Annotated in this window: 14 protein-coding genes and 1 pseudogene; 4 read left to right on the forward strand and 11 right to left on the reverse strand. The window is 60.1% G+C overall.

Translation table 11 applies throughout. From position 1 onward, the window contains the following. The first annotated feature begins 446 nt into the window (after positions 1 to 446). From BLP23_RS10305 to BLP23_RS34415, 3 genes and pseudogenes are all read left to right on the forward strand, one after another. Positions 447 to 1,151 carry a GntR family transcriptional regulator gene (locus BLP23_RS10305; protein ID WP_092584963.1) on the forward strand — a complete coding sequence of 235 codons (705 nt, stop codon included), beginning with the start codon at positions 447 to 449 and terminating at the stop codon, positions 1,149 to 1,151. 103 nt (positions 1,152 to 1,254) lie between these two features. Continuing rightward, entirely contained in the window at positions 1,255 to 2,217 is a 963-nt protein-coding gene (locus BLP23_RS10310; protein WP_092584774.1) for a dihydrodipicolinate synthase family protein, read from the forward strand. A gap of 173 nt (positions 2,218 to 2,390) precedes the next feature. Beyond that, positions 2,391 to 2,956 (forward strand): annotated as a pseudogene (locus BLP23_RS34415) (aldehyde dehydrogenase family protein); the annotation flags it as partial. Positions 2,957 to 3,015: 59 nt separating this feature from the next. On the opposite strand, the gene BLP23_RS10320 reads toward BLP23_RS34415, so the two are convergent. From BLP23_RS10320 to BLP23_RS10345, 6 genes are all read right to left on the reverse strand, one after another. Continuing rightward, positions 3,016 to 3,957, reverse strand: a complete 942-nt coding sequence (locus BLP23_RS10320) for a sugar phosphate isomerase/epimerase family protein (protein WP_092584964.1) — start codon at positions 3,955 to 3,957, stop codon at positions 3,016 to 3,018. A gap of 80 nt (positions 3,958 to 4,037) precedes the next feature. Further along, a complete protein-coding gene (locus tag BLP23_RS10325) occupies positions 4,038 to 5,210 on the reverse strand; it encodes a Gfo/Idh/MocA family protein (protein ID WP_092584775.1) in 1,173 nt (390 codons plus the stop codon). Between the two features lie 132 nt (positions 5,211 to 5,342). Next, complete coding sequence (locus BLP23_RS10330; protein ID WP_092584776.1) at positions 5,343 to 6,245, reverse strand: sugar phosphate isomerase/epimerase family protein; 903 nt, start codon at positions 6,243 to 6,245, stop codon at positions 5,343 to 5,345. A 95-nt stretch (positions 6,246 to 6,340) separates the two neighbouring features. After that, positions 6,341 to 7,153, reverse strand: a complete 813-nt coding sequence (locus BLP23_RS10335) for an ATP-binding cassette domain-containing protein (RefSeq protein WP_092584777.1) — start codon at positions 7,151 to 7,153, stop codon at positions 6,341 to 6,343. 9 nt (positions 7,154 to 7,162) lie between these two features. Further along, positions 7,163 to 8,158 (reverse strand): ABC transporter permease, encoded by a 996-nt coding sequence (locus tag BLP23_RS10340; protein WP_092584778.1) that lies wholly within the window; start codon positions 8,156 to 8,158, stop codon positions 7,163 to 7,165. 85 nt (positions 8,159 to 8,243) lie between these two features. Beyond that, on the reverse strand, positions 8,244 to 9,209 hold the full coding sequence (locus BLP23_RS10345; RefSeq protein ID WP_407691784.1) for a substrate-binding domain-containing protein: 966 nt from the start codon (positions 9,207 to 9,209) through the stop codon (positions 8,244 to 8,246). Positions 9,210 to 9,378: 169 nt separating this feature from the next. Here BLP23_RS10345 and BLP23_RS10350 point away from each other — a divergent pair, with 169 nt between their 5' ends. After that, a complete protein-coding gene (locus BLP23_RS10350) occupies positions 9,379 to 10,419 on the forward strand; it encodes a LacI family DNA-binding transcriptional regulator (RefSeq protein ID WP_092584780.1) in 1,041 nt (346 codons plus the stop codon). A gap of 372 nt (positions 10,420 to 10,791) precedes the next feature. Here the strand turns inward: BLP23_RS10350 and BLP23_RS10360 are convergent, their stop codons facing one another. The 5 genes from BLP23_RS10360 to BLP23_RS10385 form a co-directional block, all read right to left on the reverse strand. Continuing rightward, positions 10,792 to 11,331, reverse strand: a complete 540-nt coding sequence (locus tag BLP23_RS10360) for a P-loop NTPase family protein (RefSeq protein ID WP_092584782.1) — start codon at positions 11,329 to 11,331, stop codon at positions 10,792 to 10,794. Between the two features lie 288 nt (positions 11,332 to 11,619). Beyond that, positions 11,620 to 13,890 carry a xanthine dehydrogenase family protein molybdopterin-binding subunit gene (locus BLP23_RS10370; RefSeq protein ID WP_092584783.1) on the reverse strand — a complete coding sequence of 757 codons (2,271 nt, stop codon included), beginning with the start codon at positions 13,888 to 13,890 and terminating at the stop codon, positions 11,620 to 11,622. A 7-nt stretch (positions 13,891 to 13,897) separates the two neighbouring features. Beyond that, complete coding sequence (locus BLP23_RS10375; protein ID WP_092584784.1) at positions 13,898 to 14,884, reverse strand: FAD binding domain-containing protein; 987 nt, start codon at positions 14,882 to 14,884, stop codon at positions 13,898 to 13,900. Positions 14,885 to 14,887: 3 nt separating this feature from the next. Then, positions 14,888 to 15,544, reverse strand: a complete 657-nt coding sequence (locus BLP23_RS10380) for a 2Fe-2S iron-sulfur cluster-binding protein (protein ID WP_407691785.1) — start codon at positions 15,542 to 15,544, stop codon at positions 14,888 to 14,890. Positions 15,545 to 15,663: 119 nt separating this feature from the next. Next, a complete protein-coding gene (locus BLP23_RS10385) occupies positions 15,664 to 16,548 on the reverse strand; it encodes a helix-turn-helix transcriptional regulator (protein ID WP_092584786.1) in 885 nt (294 codons plus the stop codon). Positions 16,549 to 16,800 lie beyond the last annotated feature (252 nt).

A 16,800-nucleotide genomic window follows, 5' to 3' on the forward strand; every position in this document is an offset into this window, starting at 1 on the left:
CAAACGATGGTGCCTTGCATCGAAAAGACGAACCCGATCACAAAAACCAGGATCGCATAGGGTTTAACCGCGGTTTCTGGCATCATAAGAGCGGACAGACGAAAGGCTGTCGTTAGCGCAAAACCAGCTAGCAACATCACGCGCCTGTCGATCCGATTCGTGACAGCGAAACTGGTCTGGCGCTCAATTGCTTCAGGTGGCCGAAGCCCACTTCCGTTGCTCGCATTCCCGGAACTCCCATGCCGGCGAAACCCGTGCTGCTGCGACGGAGGGTCTTATGATTTTTTGCGACTTATGAAGGCCCATCGCACATTTTGTGCAATATCCGTTCTTGCATCGCAAGCAGACATCGCGGTCTGGTTTTTGCTTGCGTACAAAGCTGGCCTTGACGTTTGCAAAACACCTGGGTTTGAAGCCCTATGGATGAAAGCAACAAGGATCCCGTCATGGATGACGTCGCCTCCACCTCCGTTCCCGAGCGCAAACGCGGCTCCGGCGTGAAAATGGTCTATGAGCTGCTGCGCGACGAGATTCTCGACCTCGTATTGCCGCCCGGCAGTCCTATCGACGAAGTGCAGCTCGCCGAGCGGTTCGGGATGTCGCGCACGCCGATCAGGGAGGCCCTGGTGCGCCTCGCGGGCGAGGGCTTGATCGACACCCTGCCCAACCGGTCCACCATGGTATCGAATATCGATTTCCTCAATCTGCACACCTTCTTCGATGCGCTTGTGCTGATGTACCGGGTCACGACGCGGCTTGCGGCACAGTATCACCGTGCGGAGGACCTTCCAGTCATCCGCGCCCACCAGGCGCGTTTTGCCGCTGCGGTGGAAGCCCAGGATGCGCTGGCAATGATTGCTACCAACGCGGCGTTGCATTCGGCGATCGCCGAAGCCGGGCGAAACCCCTATTACATCAGTCTCTTTAACCGGCTGCTCTCTGAGGGGCGGCGCATCCTGCGGCTATATTATCAATCCTATGGCGACCGGCTGCCGCAGCAGTTCGTGGACGAGCACGAGGATATGATCGCCGCGATCGAGGCACGGGATATCGAGGCGGCCGACAGGCTAGCCAAGGAGCACGCCGAACAAATCGTCCGGCAGATTCAGACATTCTTTTCCAGAAATGAGCGGCTTGACATGAAACTTTGATGTCGCCGACTTCTTGTCGACAAATAAAATACAACGTGCTATGACGCTCCTCGCCGGGAACGACAAGCCATTTCCCGCACGACATTCAGTCATTGGAGCAACCATGAAGGCCAATATTTTTTCCGGCGTCATCCCGGCGCTGATGACCCCTTGCAAGCAAGACCGCACCCCGGACTTCGACGCGCTTGTCCGCAAGGGCAAGGAACTGATTGCTGGTGGCATGTCGGCCGTCGTCTATTGCGGTTCGATGGGCGACTGGCCCCTTTTGACGGACACCCAGCGCATGGAAGGCGTGGAGCGCCTGGTCAAGGCCGGCGTGCCGGTCATCGTCGGCACCGGCGCGGTCAACACGGCTTCAGCCGTCGCCCATGCGGCGCACGCGCAGAAGATCGGCGCTCAAGGCCTGATGGTCATTCCACGTGTTCTCTCGCGCGGTTCGGTCATTGCTGCCCAGAAGGCGCATTTCAAGGCGATCCTATCGGCCGCGCCCGATCTTCCGGCAGTCATCTACAACAGCCCCTATTACGGCTTTGCGACGCGTGCCGACCTCTTCTTTGCATTGCGCGCCGAGCATCCCAATCTGGTCGGCTTCAAGGAGTTCGGTGGTGCCGCCGATATGCGCTACGCCGCCGAGAACATTACCAGCCGCGATGACGACGTCTCGCTGATGATCGGCGTCGACACGGCCGTCTTTCACGGCTTCGTCAATTGCGGCGCGACCGGCGCCATTACCGGCATCGGCAATGTGCTGCCGAAGGAAGTCATCCACCTTTGCAACCTCTCTCAGGCAGCGGCTGCCGGCGATGCAGATGCCCGCCAGCGGGCGCTGGAGCTGGAGCAGGCGCTCGGCGTCCTCTCCTCCTTCGACGAAGGTCCGGATCTGGTGCTATACTTCAAACACATGATGGTGCTGAAGGGCGACAAGGAATATGCGCTCCACTTCAACGAAACGGACGTGCTGACCGAAAGCCAGCGTGGCTACGTCGAGGCACAGCTCAAGCTCTTCAACACCTGGTATGCCGAATGGAGCAGGCTGAAGGGCGCCGTGGAAAAATACAAGGCCTGAACGCGACTCGTCGCGACCAGTTACGAAAATGGTGGTGCCCGGAATGTTTGATCCGGGCATCGCGATCAGCGGCGACGGCGGCCTTCGCAACAGTGGCTTTTCGAGGCCGAGACTTGCCGCGCCAGTCCAGATGCGATCCAGCCAAGCTCGACCTCGCAGTGGGAGAGCCGATGATGACATGCAATCCGAAGGGTAAGCATCTGATCGCCTGCGAATGGGTGGAGGGAACCGACGCGTTTGCGTCGCAGCCAGCCTCCGGTGTGTCAGCTAAATCTACTCGGCCCGCTCCGAACGCGCTGCATTCTTGCTTGCTATTGCAGACGAGGTCGAAAGCCGGACGGACGCAATCACCGAAATCGGTACGCGGGAGACCGGTTTCCGGTAGCGCGCCTGCAGGGCGAGCGCGGACGAACAACCGGTCAACTCCGGCTCTTCGCCGATCATGTCGAACAAGGCGCTTATCTGGTCCGCCGTTTCGACGCCGCCCTGCCCGAGCGTCAGCCACAGGCACGTCCGGAGACCTGTCTCATTCAGCGACCGATCGGCCCGGTCGCCGTATTCGGTGCTTCCAATTTCCTCCTCGCTTTCTTCAACCGCCGGCGACGATACGGCGGCCGCACTGGCGACCGGGTGCCCGGTCGTGGTCAAGGGCCATTCGGCTTATCCGGGCACCACCGAAATCGTCGCTGAGGCGATCGAAGCCGCGATCCGCAGGATCGACGTTCACCCTGGTGTCTTTGATCGGGCTCATGTCGTCCTCACAAAATGGCCGGGCCGCGTCAGCGGTCCGGGCCAAAGTCAGCGGCTGATCGTAGCCTGTAGCGCATCGATGGAGGACTGGATGCCGGCGTCGGTGGACATTGTGAAGTCCTCCATCTCGAGACTGACCCAGTCGTTGTAGCCGACCATGCGAACGACGGAGAAGAACTCCTTCCACCACTTCAGATCATGACCTGCGCCAACGGCGACATAGTTCCAGGTCCGATTTGCGACGTCTGTCACCTCCTTGAGCTCGAGGAGGCCGTTTACGTCGGCCAAACCACGCTCGATGCGCGTGTCCTTGCCATGGCAGTGGTGGATCGCATTGCCCAGCGCGCGGGCGGAAGCGATCGGATCGGCGCCCATCCACATCAAATGCGACGGGTCGAGGTTCATGCCGACCGTCGGACCGACTTCGTTTCGCAGGCGGAAAAGCGTCTCGGGATTCCAGACCAGCATGGCCGAGAAATTTTCGAGCGCGTATTTTTCGACGCCGGCCTCCTTGGCCAGCTTCACCAGATCGTGCCACAGCGGAAAAGCCCGGTCCTCCCACTGATACCGGTCGCGCTCCGGCATCTCATTTGGCCAGCTCTTGGTATAGACAAGCCAGTTCGGAACCGTATCGCCAGGGGCTGCTTCGGGCAGACCGGACATGGTGACGATCGTCTTCACGCCGATTTCGCCGGCAAGACGGATGGTGTCTTCCATTTCCTTGCGGTGACGCTTGCCCATTTCGCCTGGATCAAGCGGGTTGGCGGAGCAATTCAGGGCGGCGATTTCCAACCCGCGGGCTTCGATTTCCTTGAGCTTGGACTTGAGAAGGCCCGTGTCGGCCAGGAGCTCGTCGGCGCGGAAGTGAGGTCCGCGCGACCATCCCCCGCCAGTCACCTCGATGCCCTCGACACCGAGTTTCACGCATTTGTCGAGCATATCAGTGAAGGAGAGACCGCCCATCACGTCCGTGCAGATCGAAAGTTTCATCATTTTATCTTTCCATAAAAGGGGTGTTGGGGACGCGCTTGGGAGGAAGATGGAGGAGATCCAGCGCGCCCCCAGTCCGGTCACTTGAAGTCGACCCAGGCCGAACCTGCGTCAGCAGAGCGAACGCAGTTCTCCAACCAGCGCACGCCTTCAGTGCCGGCTTCGATGCCGGGATAGTGATGGCTCTTGAGGAACGAGTTGTCGCAACGGCGCTTTGCATCGATTGCTTGCGCGATCCAGAGATAGATGTTCGACCAGCTATCGCCGAGACCTTCGGTGTGCAGCGCGCCCATGCGATCACAGGCAAGGCTTTCCTCTTCGAGGTAGGGCATGCCGTGGTGCAGGGTGCGGTTCGGTTCGCCCTGAACTTCATAGATCAGTTGGTCAGGGTGGGAGTCGGACCATTCGATTGAGGCCTTGGAGCCGACGAAGCGATAGCGCTGTGATCCCATATTGCCCGCGTTCACAGAAGACACCCAGAGGCGGCCCCGCGCGCCGTTGTCATAGTGCATCAGAACGGTCGCGTGATCTTCGAGTGGCGCGCGGGTTGGAATGAAGGCCTTCCGATCGCAAAGCAGCTTTTCGATTTTCATATGCGGCAGCACGACTTCTGACAGGTAGTAGAGATGCGTGCCGATATCGCCCAAGACAAAGGTGGGGCCTGCGGTTTTGGGATTCGTGCGCCATTTTACGGCCTCGCCTGCACCGACATCGTCGCCCGCGTTGAAGCCGTGGGTGTACTGCAGGTCGACGATGCGAATATCGCCCAGCATGCCTTTTTTGACCATGGCGGCCATCTGATGCACCAGCGGATGGCCGGTGAACCCATAGGTCACACCGACGATCAGGCCCTTCTCCTCAGCCAGCCTGGCGACTTCGTCGCATTCAGCGACGGTGAAGAACAGCGGCTTTTCGCAGATGACATGCAGCCCCGCCTCAAGGCAGGCCTTGGTGATCTCGAAATGGGTGAAGTTCGGCGTTGCGATCGAGACGACCTCGACCCCATCCTCACGTGCCCTTTCCTTGGCGATCAGCTCCTTGTAGTCCGCGTAGCAGCGATCTTCGGCCACTCCCAGCTTGGTGCCGAAATCGCGTCCGCGCTCTGCATCGAGATCGAAAGCACCGGCAAGCAGCCGGTAAGTGCCGTCCCTGAGTGCGCCCGTGCGGTGCTTGTAGCCCACCTGGCCAGTGCGGCCGCCGCCGACCATGCCCCAGCGCAAGGGGCAAGTTATGGTTCTTTCTCCGTTTATCATGCTCGTTTCTCCTCCGGCACCGTGCCGGTTAAGCAAAGCTCCGCCCCGCGGCGGGAACCCCGTCGCCTGCGTCGTTCTTTTGTTGAAGTGTCCGTACCCTAGTTCATGCAGGCTTCTTCAGCCTGACGGGTCCTATTTCTTCCAATACCTGTCCACGTAACGCTGCATCTCGGAGCGCATGAAGCGCCCGGATTCGTCAGCCTTGTCCTCCCAGGCAAAGACGCAGGCCGTCATGATCCCGTCGAAGCCCGCTTCGGCCAGGGTTCCGAAGAATTCATCCCACGGAACTTCGCCCTGGCCGATGTTCAGATGCTGGTGAATGCGGGCATTGGTGCCGGGAGGATTCAGAATGTAACGGAGACCCGATGATGCCTTGTGATTGAAGGTATCGCCGACGTGGACGTGGGCGAGAACGTCCTTCGCCTCGCGCAGCATCGCCTTGGTGTCGTCGCCGAAGTAGAACGTATGCGGCGCGCAATAGAGGAACTTGACGTTCTTGGAGTTGACCGTCCGGATGATGTCGAGGGCCGGCTGCAGCGTCTCGCACCAGTCTTCCGGATGCGGCTCGACATGGAGGTTGATGCCTTCGCGTTCAAAGATCGGAACGAGTTCCTCCATCGATCGCCACCAGGCGTCCTCGCATGCCTCGATCATCGATCCGGTGTGGCAGCAGTAGCAGGAGCCCTTGTCCGGATGCGGTCCTCGACCGAATTCGGAGTTCATCGTGTCGACGCCGAGTTCGACGCAGATCTCGACGGCACGCTTCCAGTGTTTAACTGCGGCCTGCCGCTCTGACTCGTCGTTGGACGCCCAGCGATACATGGGCAGAAGAGACGCGATGCCGACATTGGCGTCCGAAAGCGCCTTCCTGAAAGCCTTGACCCGCGACGGGAAAACACGCGGCGCCTTGAACCATTCAAGGAAATCGGCCCGCGGGCTGAGTTCGATCCACTCATAGCCGAGTTCGGCGACTTTCGAGGGGAGCTGCTCGAGGGAAAGGTGGCGATGCATAAAGGGGTCGAGCGCGATTTTCATGACTTATCACCCAGAAGGATTGTTGCACTTGGAGGCCCCACCCGCCGTGGCGGATGAGCCGATGTCGTTGTCTTGTCGTGACCGGCCGGCGCCGGTCAGACCGCTATGGGTTGTCCGCTATTGGCGGAGGAGTGAGCTTCGATCTCAGCCTCAAGTTCGGCCATCGCCTCGCCGCCAGCCATGAGGTCGGTGATCTCCTCTCGGGTCTTCTCGCCTTTGCGGAAATCAGCAGCTTTCTCGCCCTTGATCAGAACGGCGAAGTGGTCACCGACGGTCATTGCATGGATGACGTTGTGGGTGATGAAGATCACTGCGAGGCCGCGACGCCGCGCCTCGAGCACAATGCGCAGAACGTGCGCGGCCTCCTTGACGCCGAGCGCCGCCGTCGGCTCGTCGAGAATGAGCACCCTCGCCCCGAAATGGACCGCGCGTGCGATGGCCAGCGATTGTCGTTCACCGCCAGACAACCCTCCAATCAGGCGGTCTCCGTCGTCGATGCGCGTGATGCCGAATTCCCGGACGGCCTTCACCGCGATCTCGTTGGCCTTCCTGCGATCGTAGATCTTGAAGGGGCCGATGCCCTTGGTCGGCTCCCGGCCGACGAAGAATGAACGGCCGATGCTCATGAGGGGGAAGGTACCGCCGAACTGGTGGACTGTGGCGATGCCCATGTCGGCGGCTTCGCGCGGATTGTTGAACGCAACGGCCTTTCCTTCGAACTTCACCGTGCCGCTCGTCGGCTTGTAAACGCCGGCGAAGGTCTTGATGAGCGTGGACTTGCCTGCACCGTTATCGCCGAGCAGACATAGGACTTCGCCTGGATGAACCCTCAGCGTGATGTTGTGCAGCACGTCGATCGGACCGAAGGACTTATTGACGTTCTCAAGCTCGAGAATTGGCGTTTTCATATCTCGTCCTCACTTCTTCTTCGGCGAGTAGGTCAGGGCCATGTGACGGAACGTGTTGTTCATCAATACGGCAATCAGAAGCATCACGCCGATGATCAAGCTCGACCAGTTGCGGTCGAAGGTGGTGAAGTAGATGCCCTGATTCACGACCGCGAAGGTGATCGTGCCGAAGAAGATGCCGATTATGGATCCAAAGCCTCCGGTCAGCAGCACACCACCCACGACCACCGAGATGATTGCGTTGAAGATGAACGTCATCCCGCCGGAGACCTGCGCCGAGTTGAAGAGGATCGCCTGACACATTCCAACGAACGACGCGCTCGTGGAGGAGAGAACGAAAAGGATGACCGTGAGCCCCGCTGTCGGAATGCCGGCGTTACGGGCGCTGACCCTGTCGCCGCCCATCGCGAAGATCCAGTTCCCATAGGGAGACAGATGGATGAAGAAAACGAAGAGGGCGGTAATTGCAATCCACCAAATGATGATCACCTGGAAGGAGCCGGACAGGAACTGACCAAAGAGGAACTTTGCCCATGGATCCGCCGTCAAGGGAACGCTAGTGGTTCCTGTTACGAGGACCGATACGCCGAGCATCAGGCCCTGGACCGCGAACAGCGTGCCGAGCGTGACAATCAGTGAGGGAACTGCGGTTCGTACGACAAGATAGCCATTCACTAGGCCCACTATGAGCCCTATGCCGATCGAGCCGAGCATACCAACCCAGATCGGGAAGCCATAGAAGCCGGAGATGATTGCGATGGTCATCGATCCTGCGGGGATCATGGCCCCGATCGAAATGTCGAGGTCCCCCGCGATCATCAACAGTCCAATCGGCAGGGCGACAATGCCGAGATTGGCGGCGACGTTCAACCAGCTCGCTGCTCCGGCCGGTTCGAGAAACTTGGTGCTTCCAAAGATGATGAAGAACGCAAGCACCCCGACGAGCCCGAGGAACGCGCCCGCCTCGGGGCGCCGCAAGAGGTTGCCTACTGACAGAGTGTTCATGTGCAAAATCCTAACAAGGCTTCGAACCGAAGCGCCGTCGTCCTCGACCCGCAGCGTCCTGCGGGGCGAGCTTGACGAGAACCGATTATCGGGCGCCGCTTTTGACGCCGGCCATGGTCGCATCGATGTTGGATGCGTCGACGATTCCTGGGCCGGTGAGGACCGGCGCCGTCGGAAGATTCGTTCCATAATCGAGATGCGACGCCAGCAGCGTCACACTGAGGATCGACTGCAGATACGGCTGCTGATCGATGGCGAAGGTCTGCGTGCCATCCTTGATGCGGGCCAAGCCCGAAGCGTTAAGATCGAAGGTGCCGTGCGATACCTTGCCGACCTTTCCCGCCTGGTTGATCCCACTTGCGGCTGCATCGGCATCTGTCGCGCTTACGTTGATGATACCGTCAATGCTGTCGTCCTGGATAAGCGTGGCCTTCACCGCCTCCGCGATGGCGGTCTGATCCCCGAAGCTCGTCGCAGGAAGGGGAAGCTGCTTGCCCTGTCCACCTTTCGCAGTGATGCCGTCGATCACGCCCTTGCAGCGGGCTTCCTGATTGGCGGCGCCGGGAACCGTGTTGACGCAAATGACATTTTTTGCGCCTTTCGATCCGAGATATTCACCGCCTGCCTTGCCTGCCACGTACTCATCGGAGCCAACATAGTTGATCGCGCCTAGCTCACGCGCCTTTTCAATGTTGCCGGCATTCATAAGAATGACTTTGATGCCCGCCTGGACCGCAGCCTTGATCGCCTCGTCCTCAGCTTCCGGAACCCAGTCCGGCACAACGATACCGGTCACGCCCTGGCTCATTGCAGTGCGAACGAGCTGCGCGGCGTCAGGACCAAGATTGTCGTAGGTTTGAAGCTGCAGGTAGCTGACCGAGCCGCCGTTCTTTTCGACAACCAGACGAGCGTCATCCACGCCCTTCTTGATCCGGCTCCAGAACTCATCGTCTGTCTTCCCGCCGACGACTGCGATGTTTGCGGCTTCGACGCAAGTCGCACCAAGCATGATTGTGGACGTCGCAAGAACTGCGGCGGCAATGTGCTTCATTCGTTTCATGTCATTCCTCCCATTTGCATCACCGCTCTGCGACAATGCATCAACCAATGCGCCATAATTTGTAGCGCTTGAAATGCCAATGCAAAACGATAATAGTTCGCAGTAAGACATTTCCTGCCAATAACGGCATTCCATAAATGAAACAAAGAGCGAGCCTTCGATGAGCAAGCCCACGATAGCCCAACTCGCCCAGACCGCAGGTCTGAGCGTTTCTACAGTCAACCGGCTCCTACATGGCACAGGCACCGTTAGACCTGAGACGATCGAGCGCGTTCTGGATGCGGCAGGCGAGATCGGATTTTACGGCCTTGGAGCCCTGCGCGAACGCAAGCGGGAAAATCTGACACATAGAAAGCTCGGCTTCCTCATGCAGCAGTCGCATAGGCCGCTCTACAAGATGTGGGCAGACGCGATTGTTGCGGCCTCATCACGGCGGGCGGATGTTGTCATTGAGCCAGACGTGGTCTTCGAGGACGACCTTTCGCCCGAGGCAGTCGCTGCCAATCTCCGCAGGATGGGCGAAACGAGCGATGCCATTGCGGTTATCACTGCCGACCACCCGGTGGTCAGTCAGGCGATCGATGAGCTGCGGTCGCGCGGTGTTCCGGTGATTGCTTATGTCACGGATCTATCAGCTGCCAGTCGCGCAGGCTTTGTCGGCACCGACAATTGGAAGCGGGGTCGTACCGCTGCCTGGTTCATCAGCCAGACGGCGACGGGACCAGGCAAAGTCATTCCCTTGATCGGAAGCAACCGTTATCAGTGTCAGGATATTTCAGATGCAAGCTTCCGCTCTTACATGAGAGAATACGCACCGGACTTCCACGTCAGCGAAACCTTTTTGACCCATGAGGAACCTGAGAATGCCTATGCGATCGTCCGCAAGCTGATCACTGAGGAGCCGGATCTCAAGGGAATATTCGTCAACGGAGGCGGAATTTCGGGTGTCCTGCGGGCCGTGCGAGAGCAATCCCCGGAACGCCAGCGCGAGGTCCGTATCGTATGTAGCGACGTCGGACCGGAAACGCGCAGAGGTTTGACCGAAGGGCTCATAACCGCATCGCTGTGCCATCCGCTGGACAGAATGCCAGAAGAACTGCTCGATGTTATGCTGCGGTTGATCGAGCGCAAAGATACACTGTCAGTCGAGCAACGGATCGTGCCGTTTGAGATTCTTACACCTGAAAGCATTTGGACCTGAGGGGCCGCGCCTCACCTTTGCCGACGGCCACCGCTTCCAGAGAGGCCGCTGGCCCGGAAAGATCGCCAACTCACGCAGGGAGGCGCTTTGTTGACGCGTTTCAATGCGACCGGAAAAGAGGCTTTCCGGGAGGCCAGTACATCATTGTCTTACCCGAGCTTGATCTCGTCGTAGTTCACAGATCAGCTCTCCCATTGAAGGTCGGCAACGGCGTAAGCCATGCTCGAATGGATGAAATTTTACGCCTTGCCCTCATGGCTTTGCCGAGACAACGGTAGCGTCGAGCGATCTTAAGAGGCCGAGTTGGGTGCATTGCAGCGTCCCGACTTGGATCGCGTCATACGCGGACGTCGCGGAATTTTTCCGGGGTTCCTACTGGCGGACCGGCAAATCCCAAACGCGGTAGAGCTTATTGAGCGCATTCGCCGTGTCGCATTCGACAGTTGGCAAACCGGATTCCCGAAGAACCTTCGCATAGTTGATGCCGCTGTTACGGGTCTTTACAAGAATCCAGTGAACCATCTCCCATTTTATGCTGTCTTTGGCACCTTCGAGATGTCCTGCGCGATCCGAACGGTTGATAAGCGTGCGCTTGAAATAGCGGGAAAATCGTAGCCAGTGATTTGAGGTGATGAGAATAGCGCCAGTTGCGCGGGTTAAACGCTGCGGCATCAGCCGGGAATAGTTACCTTCCATAACCCATCGCTCTCCGAGAATCGCCGCATCGTGGAGTTTGGCGAATTCTGCTTCCGGACGTGGCTGCCAATCCGTGTCAGGCAGATGATGAAGTTGGTCGAGATGCACGGTCGGAAAACCGAGCTTCGTGGAGAGGGCGACCGCCAACGTCGACTTGCCCGCGTTAGAAGGCCCGAGGATGACGATGCGCTCGCCAAGGGAGTGCAAAGGCAGCATAAGGGCACCTGCCGGAAATTTTAGGATTGCTTCCCTTGGCCGGAGTCAGGAGCAGCTTCGAGCCAATCAGGCTCAAATCCGCCTTAACGAACTCGATCCCGGAAACGCCGCCGTCACGAAACGTCTGGCCGACAACGAGAACGCTTGCTCCGCGCGAGGCCAGCTTCCGGCTGAATGCGCGGCCAATGCCGCCCGTCCCGCCGATGCGCCGTCCGCCGCGCCGACGCCGACGGCGCTTTGCGAGATCTGTCCCTATGCCAACGACGGCAACCTTGTGTCGCGACGACGTCAGGCCAGTCCGGACAGGAGCTTGTCGAGCGTGATGGGGAATTCGCGGACCCGAACGCCAGTGGCATTGTAGACCGCGTTGGCGACGGCCGCGCTTGCACCGCAGACGCCGAGCTCCCCGAGGCCCTTACTGCCGAGGACATTTGCCCTCTCGTCGTGTTCCTCCAGAAACACGACGTCGAGCGGCGGGACGTCTGCATTCACCGGCAGATGATATTCGGCCAGGTCGTGATTGACGAAGTGTCCGTAGCGCGAATCAAGAACGCTTTCCTCCATCAAGGCCGCACCAATCCCCCATGCCATTCCACCGATGATCTGCGAACGGGCCGTCTTCGGATTGAGTATCCGGCCGGCTCCAATCGTGGTCAGCATGCGGCGCATCCTGATCTCGCCGGAATCCCTGTCGACGCCGATTTCCACAAAGTGAGCGCCATAGGAGTGTTGGGAGAAATCGCGGAACTCCGCCCCGGCTCGCTCGACCCCGCCTTCCGCCTCAACGCCGAAGGACGAGAGCTTGCCGACCAGGCGCGCGAGTGTCTCTGTCCTTCCCCCAAACCGGATCTCGCCATCGGTGAAAACCACGTCTTTCTCTGTAAGGTCTTGAAGAGTTGCATCCCGTCGCCGCGCCTCGGCGACGATCCTCTCGCGCAGTGCGAGGCATGCGTTGTGCACCGCCGAGCCGGCACTGGCGGCTCCCCAGGAGCCACCGGAACCGGCGGTGCGGGGAAAATTGGTGTCGCCGAGTTCGACCTTTACGGACGAGAGCGGCAGGCCGGTTGCATCGGCGGCGATCTGCGTCAGGATCGTGTAGGTGCCGGTCCCGATATCGGTCATGTCGAGCTGCACGGTCAATTGTCCGTTTCCACCAAGATGCACCCGTGCGCGCGTGGCGCCGATATAATTCGGACGGATTGCAGCCGCCATGCCGTAACCGACGAGGAACCGGCCGTCGCGCATGGCGCGCGGTTTAGCGCTTCGACGCGCCCAGCCAAACCGCGTCGCGCCTTCCTCCATGCAGGCGACCAGGTTGCGGGTCGAGAACGGCACGTTGCGCTCCGGATCACGTTGGGGCTCATTGCGAATACGAAACTCTATCGGATCGAGCCCGAGTTGTTCGGCCATCTCGTCCATCGCGCATTCGAAGGCGAACATTCCGGGCGCTTCGCCAGGAGAACGCATCCATTCACCCCGGTTGGTGTCCAGCCCCACCAGGCGATGTCGCGTCAGCCGGTTGTCGGCCGCATAAAGCGAGCGACCAAAAACCGCCGTTTGCTCGCAGAATTCCTCAAAATCCGAGGTTGCGGACAAAACGTCGTGTGAAAGCGCCACGAGCTTGCCGTCCCTGTCGGCGCCCAGGCGGACATCATGCTTCATTTTGGCGCGATGTCCGGCATTGGCGAACATCTGCTGGCGCGTCAGCGCGAACTTGACTGGCCGTCGCACGACCCGCGCAGCCAAGGCGGCAAGGACGGTATCGGCATGAATGATCAGCTTTGCGCCGAAGCCGCCGCCCGTGAAGGGACTTACGATGCGCACGCGCTCCGGCGCCATCTGCAGTGTGTTTGCCATGCCGACGCGAAAGTTGGCGAGCGTCTGCGCACCGGTGTAGATGGTGAGGTCGTCACCGGACCAGACGGCAGTGGTCGCGTGCGGCTCCATCGGGTTGTGGTGCTGATAGGGCGTTATATAGGATACGTCCAATTTCACCTCGGCGGCATCGAATGCGCCCTCGAAGTCCCCGACGCTGCTGTCGGTCTCGAAGCCGGCATTGGTTCTTTGCGGCGCATAGGCCTCGGGAAGATGCGATTCCATATCGTATCTGCCCACCTCTGCCTCGTAGCGGACCTCAATGAGGGCCGCCGCCGATCGTGCCGCCTCGAATGTCTCTGCCACGACCAAAGCCACCGGCTCATCGTAGAAGCGGACGCGGTCGCTCGAAAGCATCGGCCGGGCACGGGTAAACACCTCCGGTACCGTGGGTGTAGTGGGGGGGCCGAAGTCCGGCTGGGCCGGTGCATTCCGGTGGGTCATCACATGCAGCACGCCCGGAGCCCTTTCTGCCTCCGTGGTGTCGATGACGGCGATCCGGCCCTTGGCAATCGCCGCGCCCAGGATATATCCATGGGCAATGTTCGGGATATCAACGTGTTCGTAGGCATAGGTTGCGCGACCCGTTACCTTCAGGGAGCCGTCCACCCGGTCGAGGGGTCGTCCCACGTGCCGCAGCGCTCCTTCGCTCGATAAAGATGGATTTGCTCGATTGTCCGACATCGTCGCCTCACGCGGTTTGGGTGGCGGCCGAAAGGGTGGCGCGGAGCGTTCGTCTGGCCAGCAGGATCTTGAAATCGTTCGCGCCGGCGCCTTGGGCCCCGGCAAGAGCTGCCTCGGCGGCGCGCTCCAGAACGTCATCGGAGACCTGTCCTCCACTCAAGACCTGCTCGGCCCCGGATGTCCGCCAGGGTTTCGGCGCGACCCCCCCCATGGCGACACGCGCGCTCGAAATTCTGCCCTGTCGCACATCGACCACTACCGCAACGGAAACCAGCGCGAAGGCATAGGAAGCGCGATCGCGCACCTTGCGATAAATCTGACGTCCTGCAGGCGGCGGTGGCAGGACGACAGCCGTAATCATCTCGCCGTGGCTAAGCGACGTTTCCACATCCGGCATCTCACCGGGCAGCCTGTGAAGGTCCCCGATCGGGATCGTCCGAGTGTCGCCGGAAGCAGAAACGGTCTCGATGCGCGCGTCGAGCGCTGTCATGGCAACCGCCATGTCGGAGGGATGGACCGCGATGCAGGATTGGCTGGCGCCGAAAATGGCGTGCATTCGGTTGAAGCCGCTGAGCGCTGCACAGCCCGAGCCGGGACTGCGCTTGTTGCAGGGCATGTTGCGATCATAGAAGAAATAACAGCGCGTGCGCTGCAGGAGGTTGCCGGCAGTCGACGCCTTGTTCCTGATCTGTGCGGAAGCGCCGGAAAGCAGCGCTTGCGTCAACGCCGGGTAACGGGAACGCACGCGAATGTCGGCTGCAAGATCGCTGTTGCGCACCTCGGCGCCGATCCGCAAGCCGCCATCCGGGGTGTCTTCGATCGCGGCAAGCGGTAGCCGGCTGACATCGACCAGATGCACCGGCTGCTCGATGCCGAGTTTCATCAGATCGAGAAGATTGGTACCGCCGCCAATGAACTTGGCGCCCGGGTTCGCCGCGACGGCGGCAGCTGCTTCTCCTGCGCTCGTCGCGCGTTGAAAGGTGAAGGGTCTCATATCCTATGCCTCCTCGCTGACGTCGCGGATCGCGGCGACGATGTTGGCATAGGCGGCGCAACGACAGATATTGCCGCTCATGCGTTCGCGAATTTCCGCATCGGTGAGACCGAAGGTTTCGGCTGCGATATCCTCGCTCACATGGCTTGGCCAACCCGTCGCAGCCTCCTGCAGCATGCCGACGGCCGAGCAGATCTGGCCGGGTGTGCAATAGCCGCACTGGAAGCCATCTTTTGCGATGAATGCGGCCTGCATCGGGTGCAGTTCGTCCTCTGTCGCCAGCCCCTCGATCGTGGTGATCTCGTCGCCCTCATGCATAACGGCGAGCGTCAGGCAGGAATTGATCCGCCGTCCGTTGACGAGCACAGTACAGGCGCCGCACTGGCCGTGATCACAGCCCTTCTTCGAGCCGGTCAGCCCTAGGCTGTTGCGGAATGTGTCCAAAAGCGTCGTCCTCGGGTCGAGATCGACGGTGAAATCCCGGTTGTTAATACGCAGGGTCAACGGAACTGTTTCGATCGCCGCCGGAGCCGCAGGCGGCACGGCAGCAGCCGGTTGCGGCTGGCTGCTCGCCGGCAACCCCGTTACGAGGAAAAATCCCGTTGCGGCTCCCGTCTCGAGAACGGCACGCCTGGTGAGGCCAGCCCTGGTGTCATCTATCATCGGATCGCCTCCGTTATCGGCACGCCGGTTCGATCCGCCGGCTGCGCTGTCCTTCAGAACGATCCCTAGTATGGGGCCTTGACTGGCTGGCTTCTTCCGGGATTGCGGTGAAACTGTCAGGATCCGGGAAGAAATTCGGTGCGATAGGCTTTCGGCGTCGTTCCCCTCAAACGTCGAAAGGTCGACGTGAAATGGCTCTGGCTTGCGAAACCAAGAGCAAGCGCAAGATTGCCAAGCGGCAATGACGTGGTTCTCAGCAAGGTTTCCGCACGGGTAATGCGCCGTTCGAGCACATAGGCATAAGGCGCCATTCCGGCGGCCGCCTTGAAGCGTCGAGCGAAGGTATCGACCGGCATGTTGGCGACAGCAGCAAGATCGCGCAGCGATATGTCGCTCTGTAGCTGCGCATCAATGAATGCGTCCACGCGACCGAGCGTCCGTCGGTTGAGCGGGCTGAGGCGATAGACAGACGAAACATGTCCGTCGAGGAATGCGACGCGCATGGCCAAGAGCCCGACGAGGTGCTCGATATAGGCCGAATCCGGTCGCATGCCCCGCACCATATCGGCGCAAAGCGACGAGACGAGCGTGGCCATGACCGGATCGTTCCCGTTCACCATGGTTGGCATCCGCGCCAGACCATCGCAGCCTGGAATATCCGCCTTGGGATCAATCCACAAAGCGGAATAACTAAGGTCGGCTTCGCGGTAGACGCCGTATCGCTCCGCTTCGGCCGGCACGAAGGTAATTGCGCCCGCGCGGTCCTGCCCGTCATAAACGAGGCCGCTGTCGGAGGAAACGCGCGTTTGCTCGGTTCGCCCCCTCTCGGTCAGAACAATAACGTGCCGCGGTGCGGTCCAGCGCAACTCGATGTCCTTGCAGACCCAGCGCCGGTGATCGAAAGTGACGGCGGTGTCAAGCCAGGATGCTCGATGAAGCGGCTCGGAGCGATCGTCGCGCGCACGGATTTTGCCTGCGCCGAAAAGCGGTTCACTCGACATTGATAAAAAACCCTATGACGGAACTTCGCTGGAATCGACACACTATAAGGGAGTTCGCGCTCGCTACCGGTAATATCCGTGTGTGATCGCAACACATCGGATCAACTGGTCGTGAAAAACGAAGCGCGAGGCGCAAAGACTTTGGCGCGAATCTGAAGGGCGGAGCGCTTCACAGCCTTCGGCAGCATATCCTCCACCGTACCCCGATTAGAACATCGTTCTCATCGAACATGACTGACGCGGTGCTCGATC

It is taken from the genome of Rhizobium mongolense subsp. loessense (assembly GCF_900099775.1).
GTDB classification, from domain to species: Bacteria; Pseudomonadota; Alphaproteobacteria; order Rhizobiales; family Rhizobiaceae; genus Rhizobium; species Rhizobium loessense.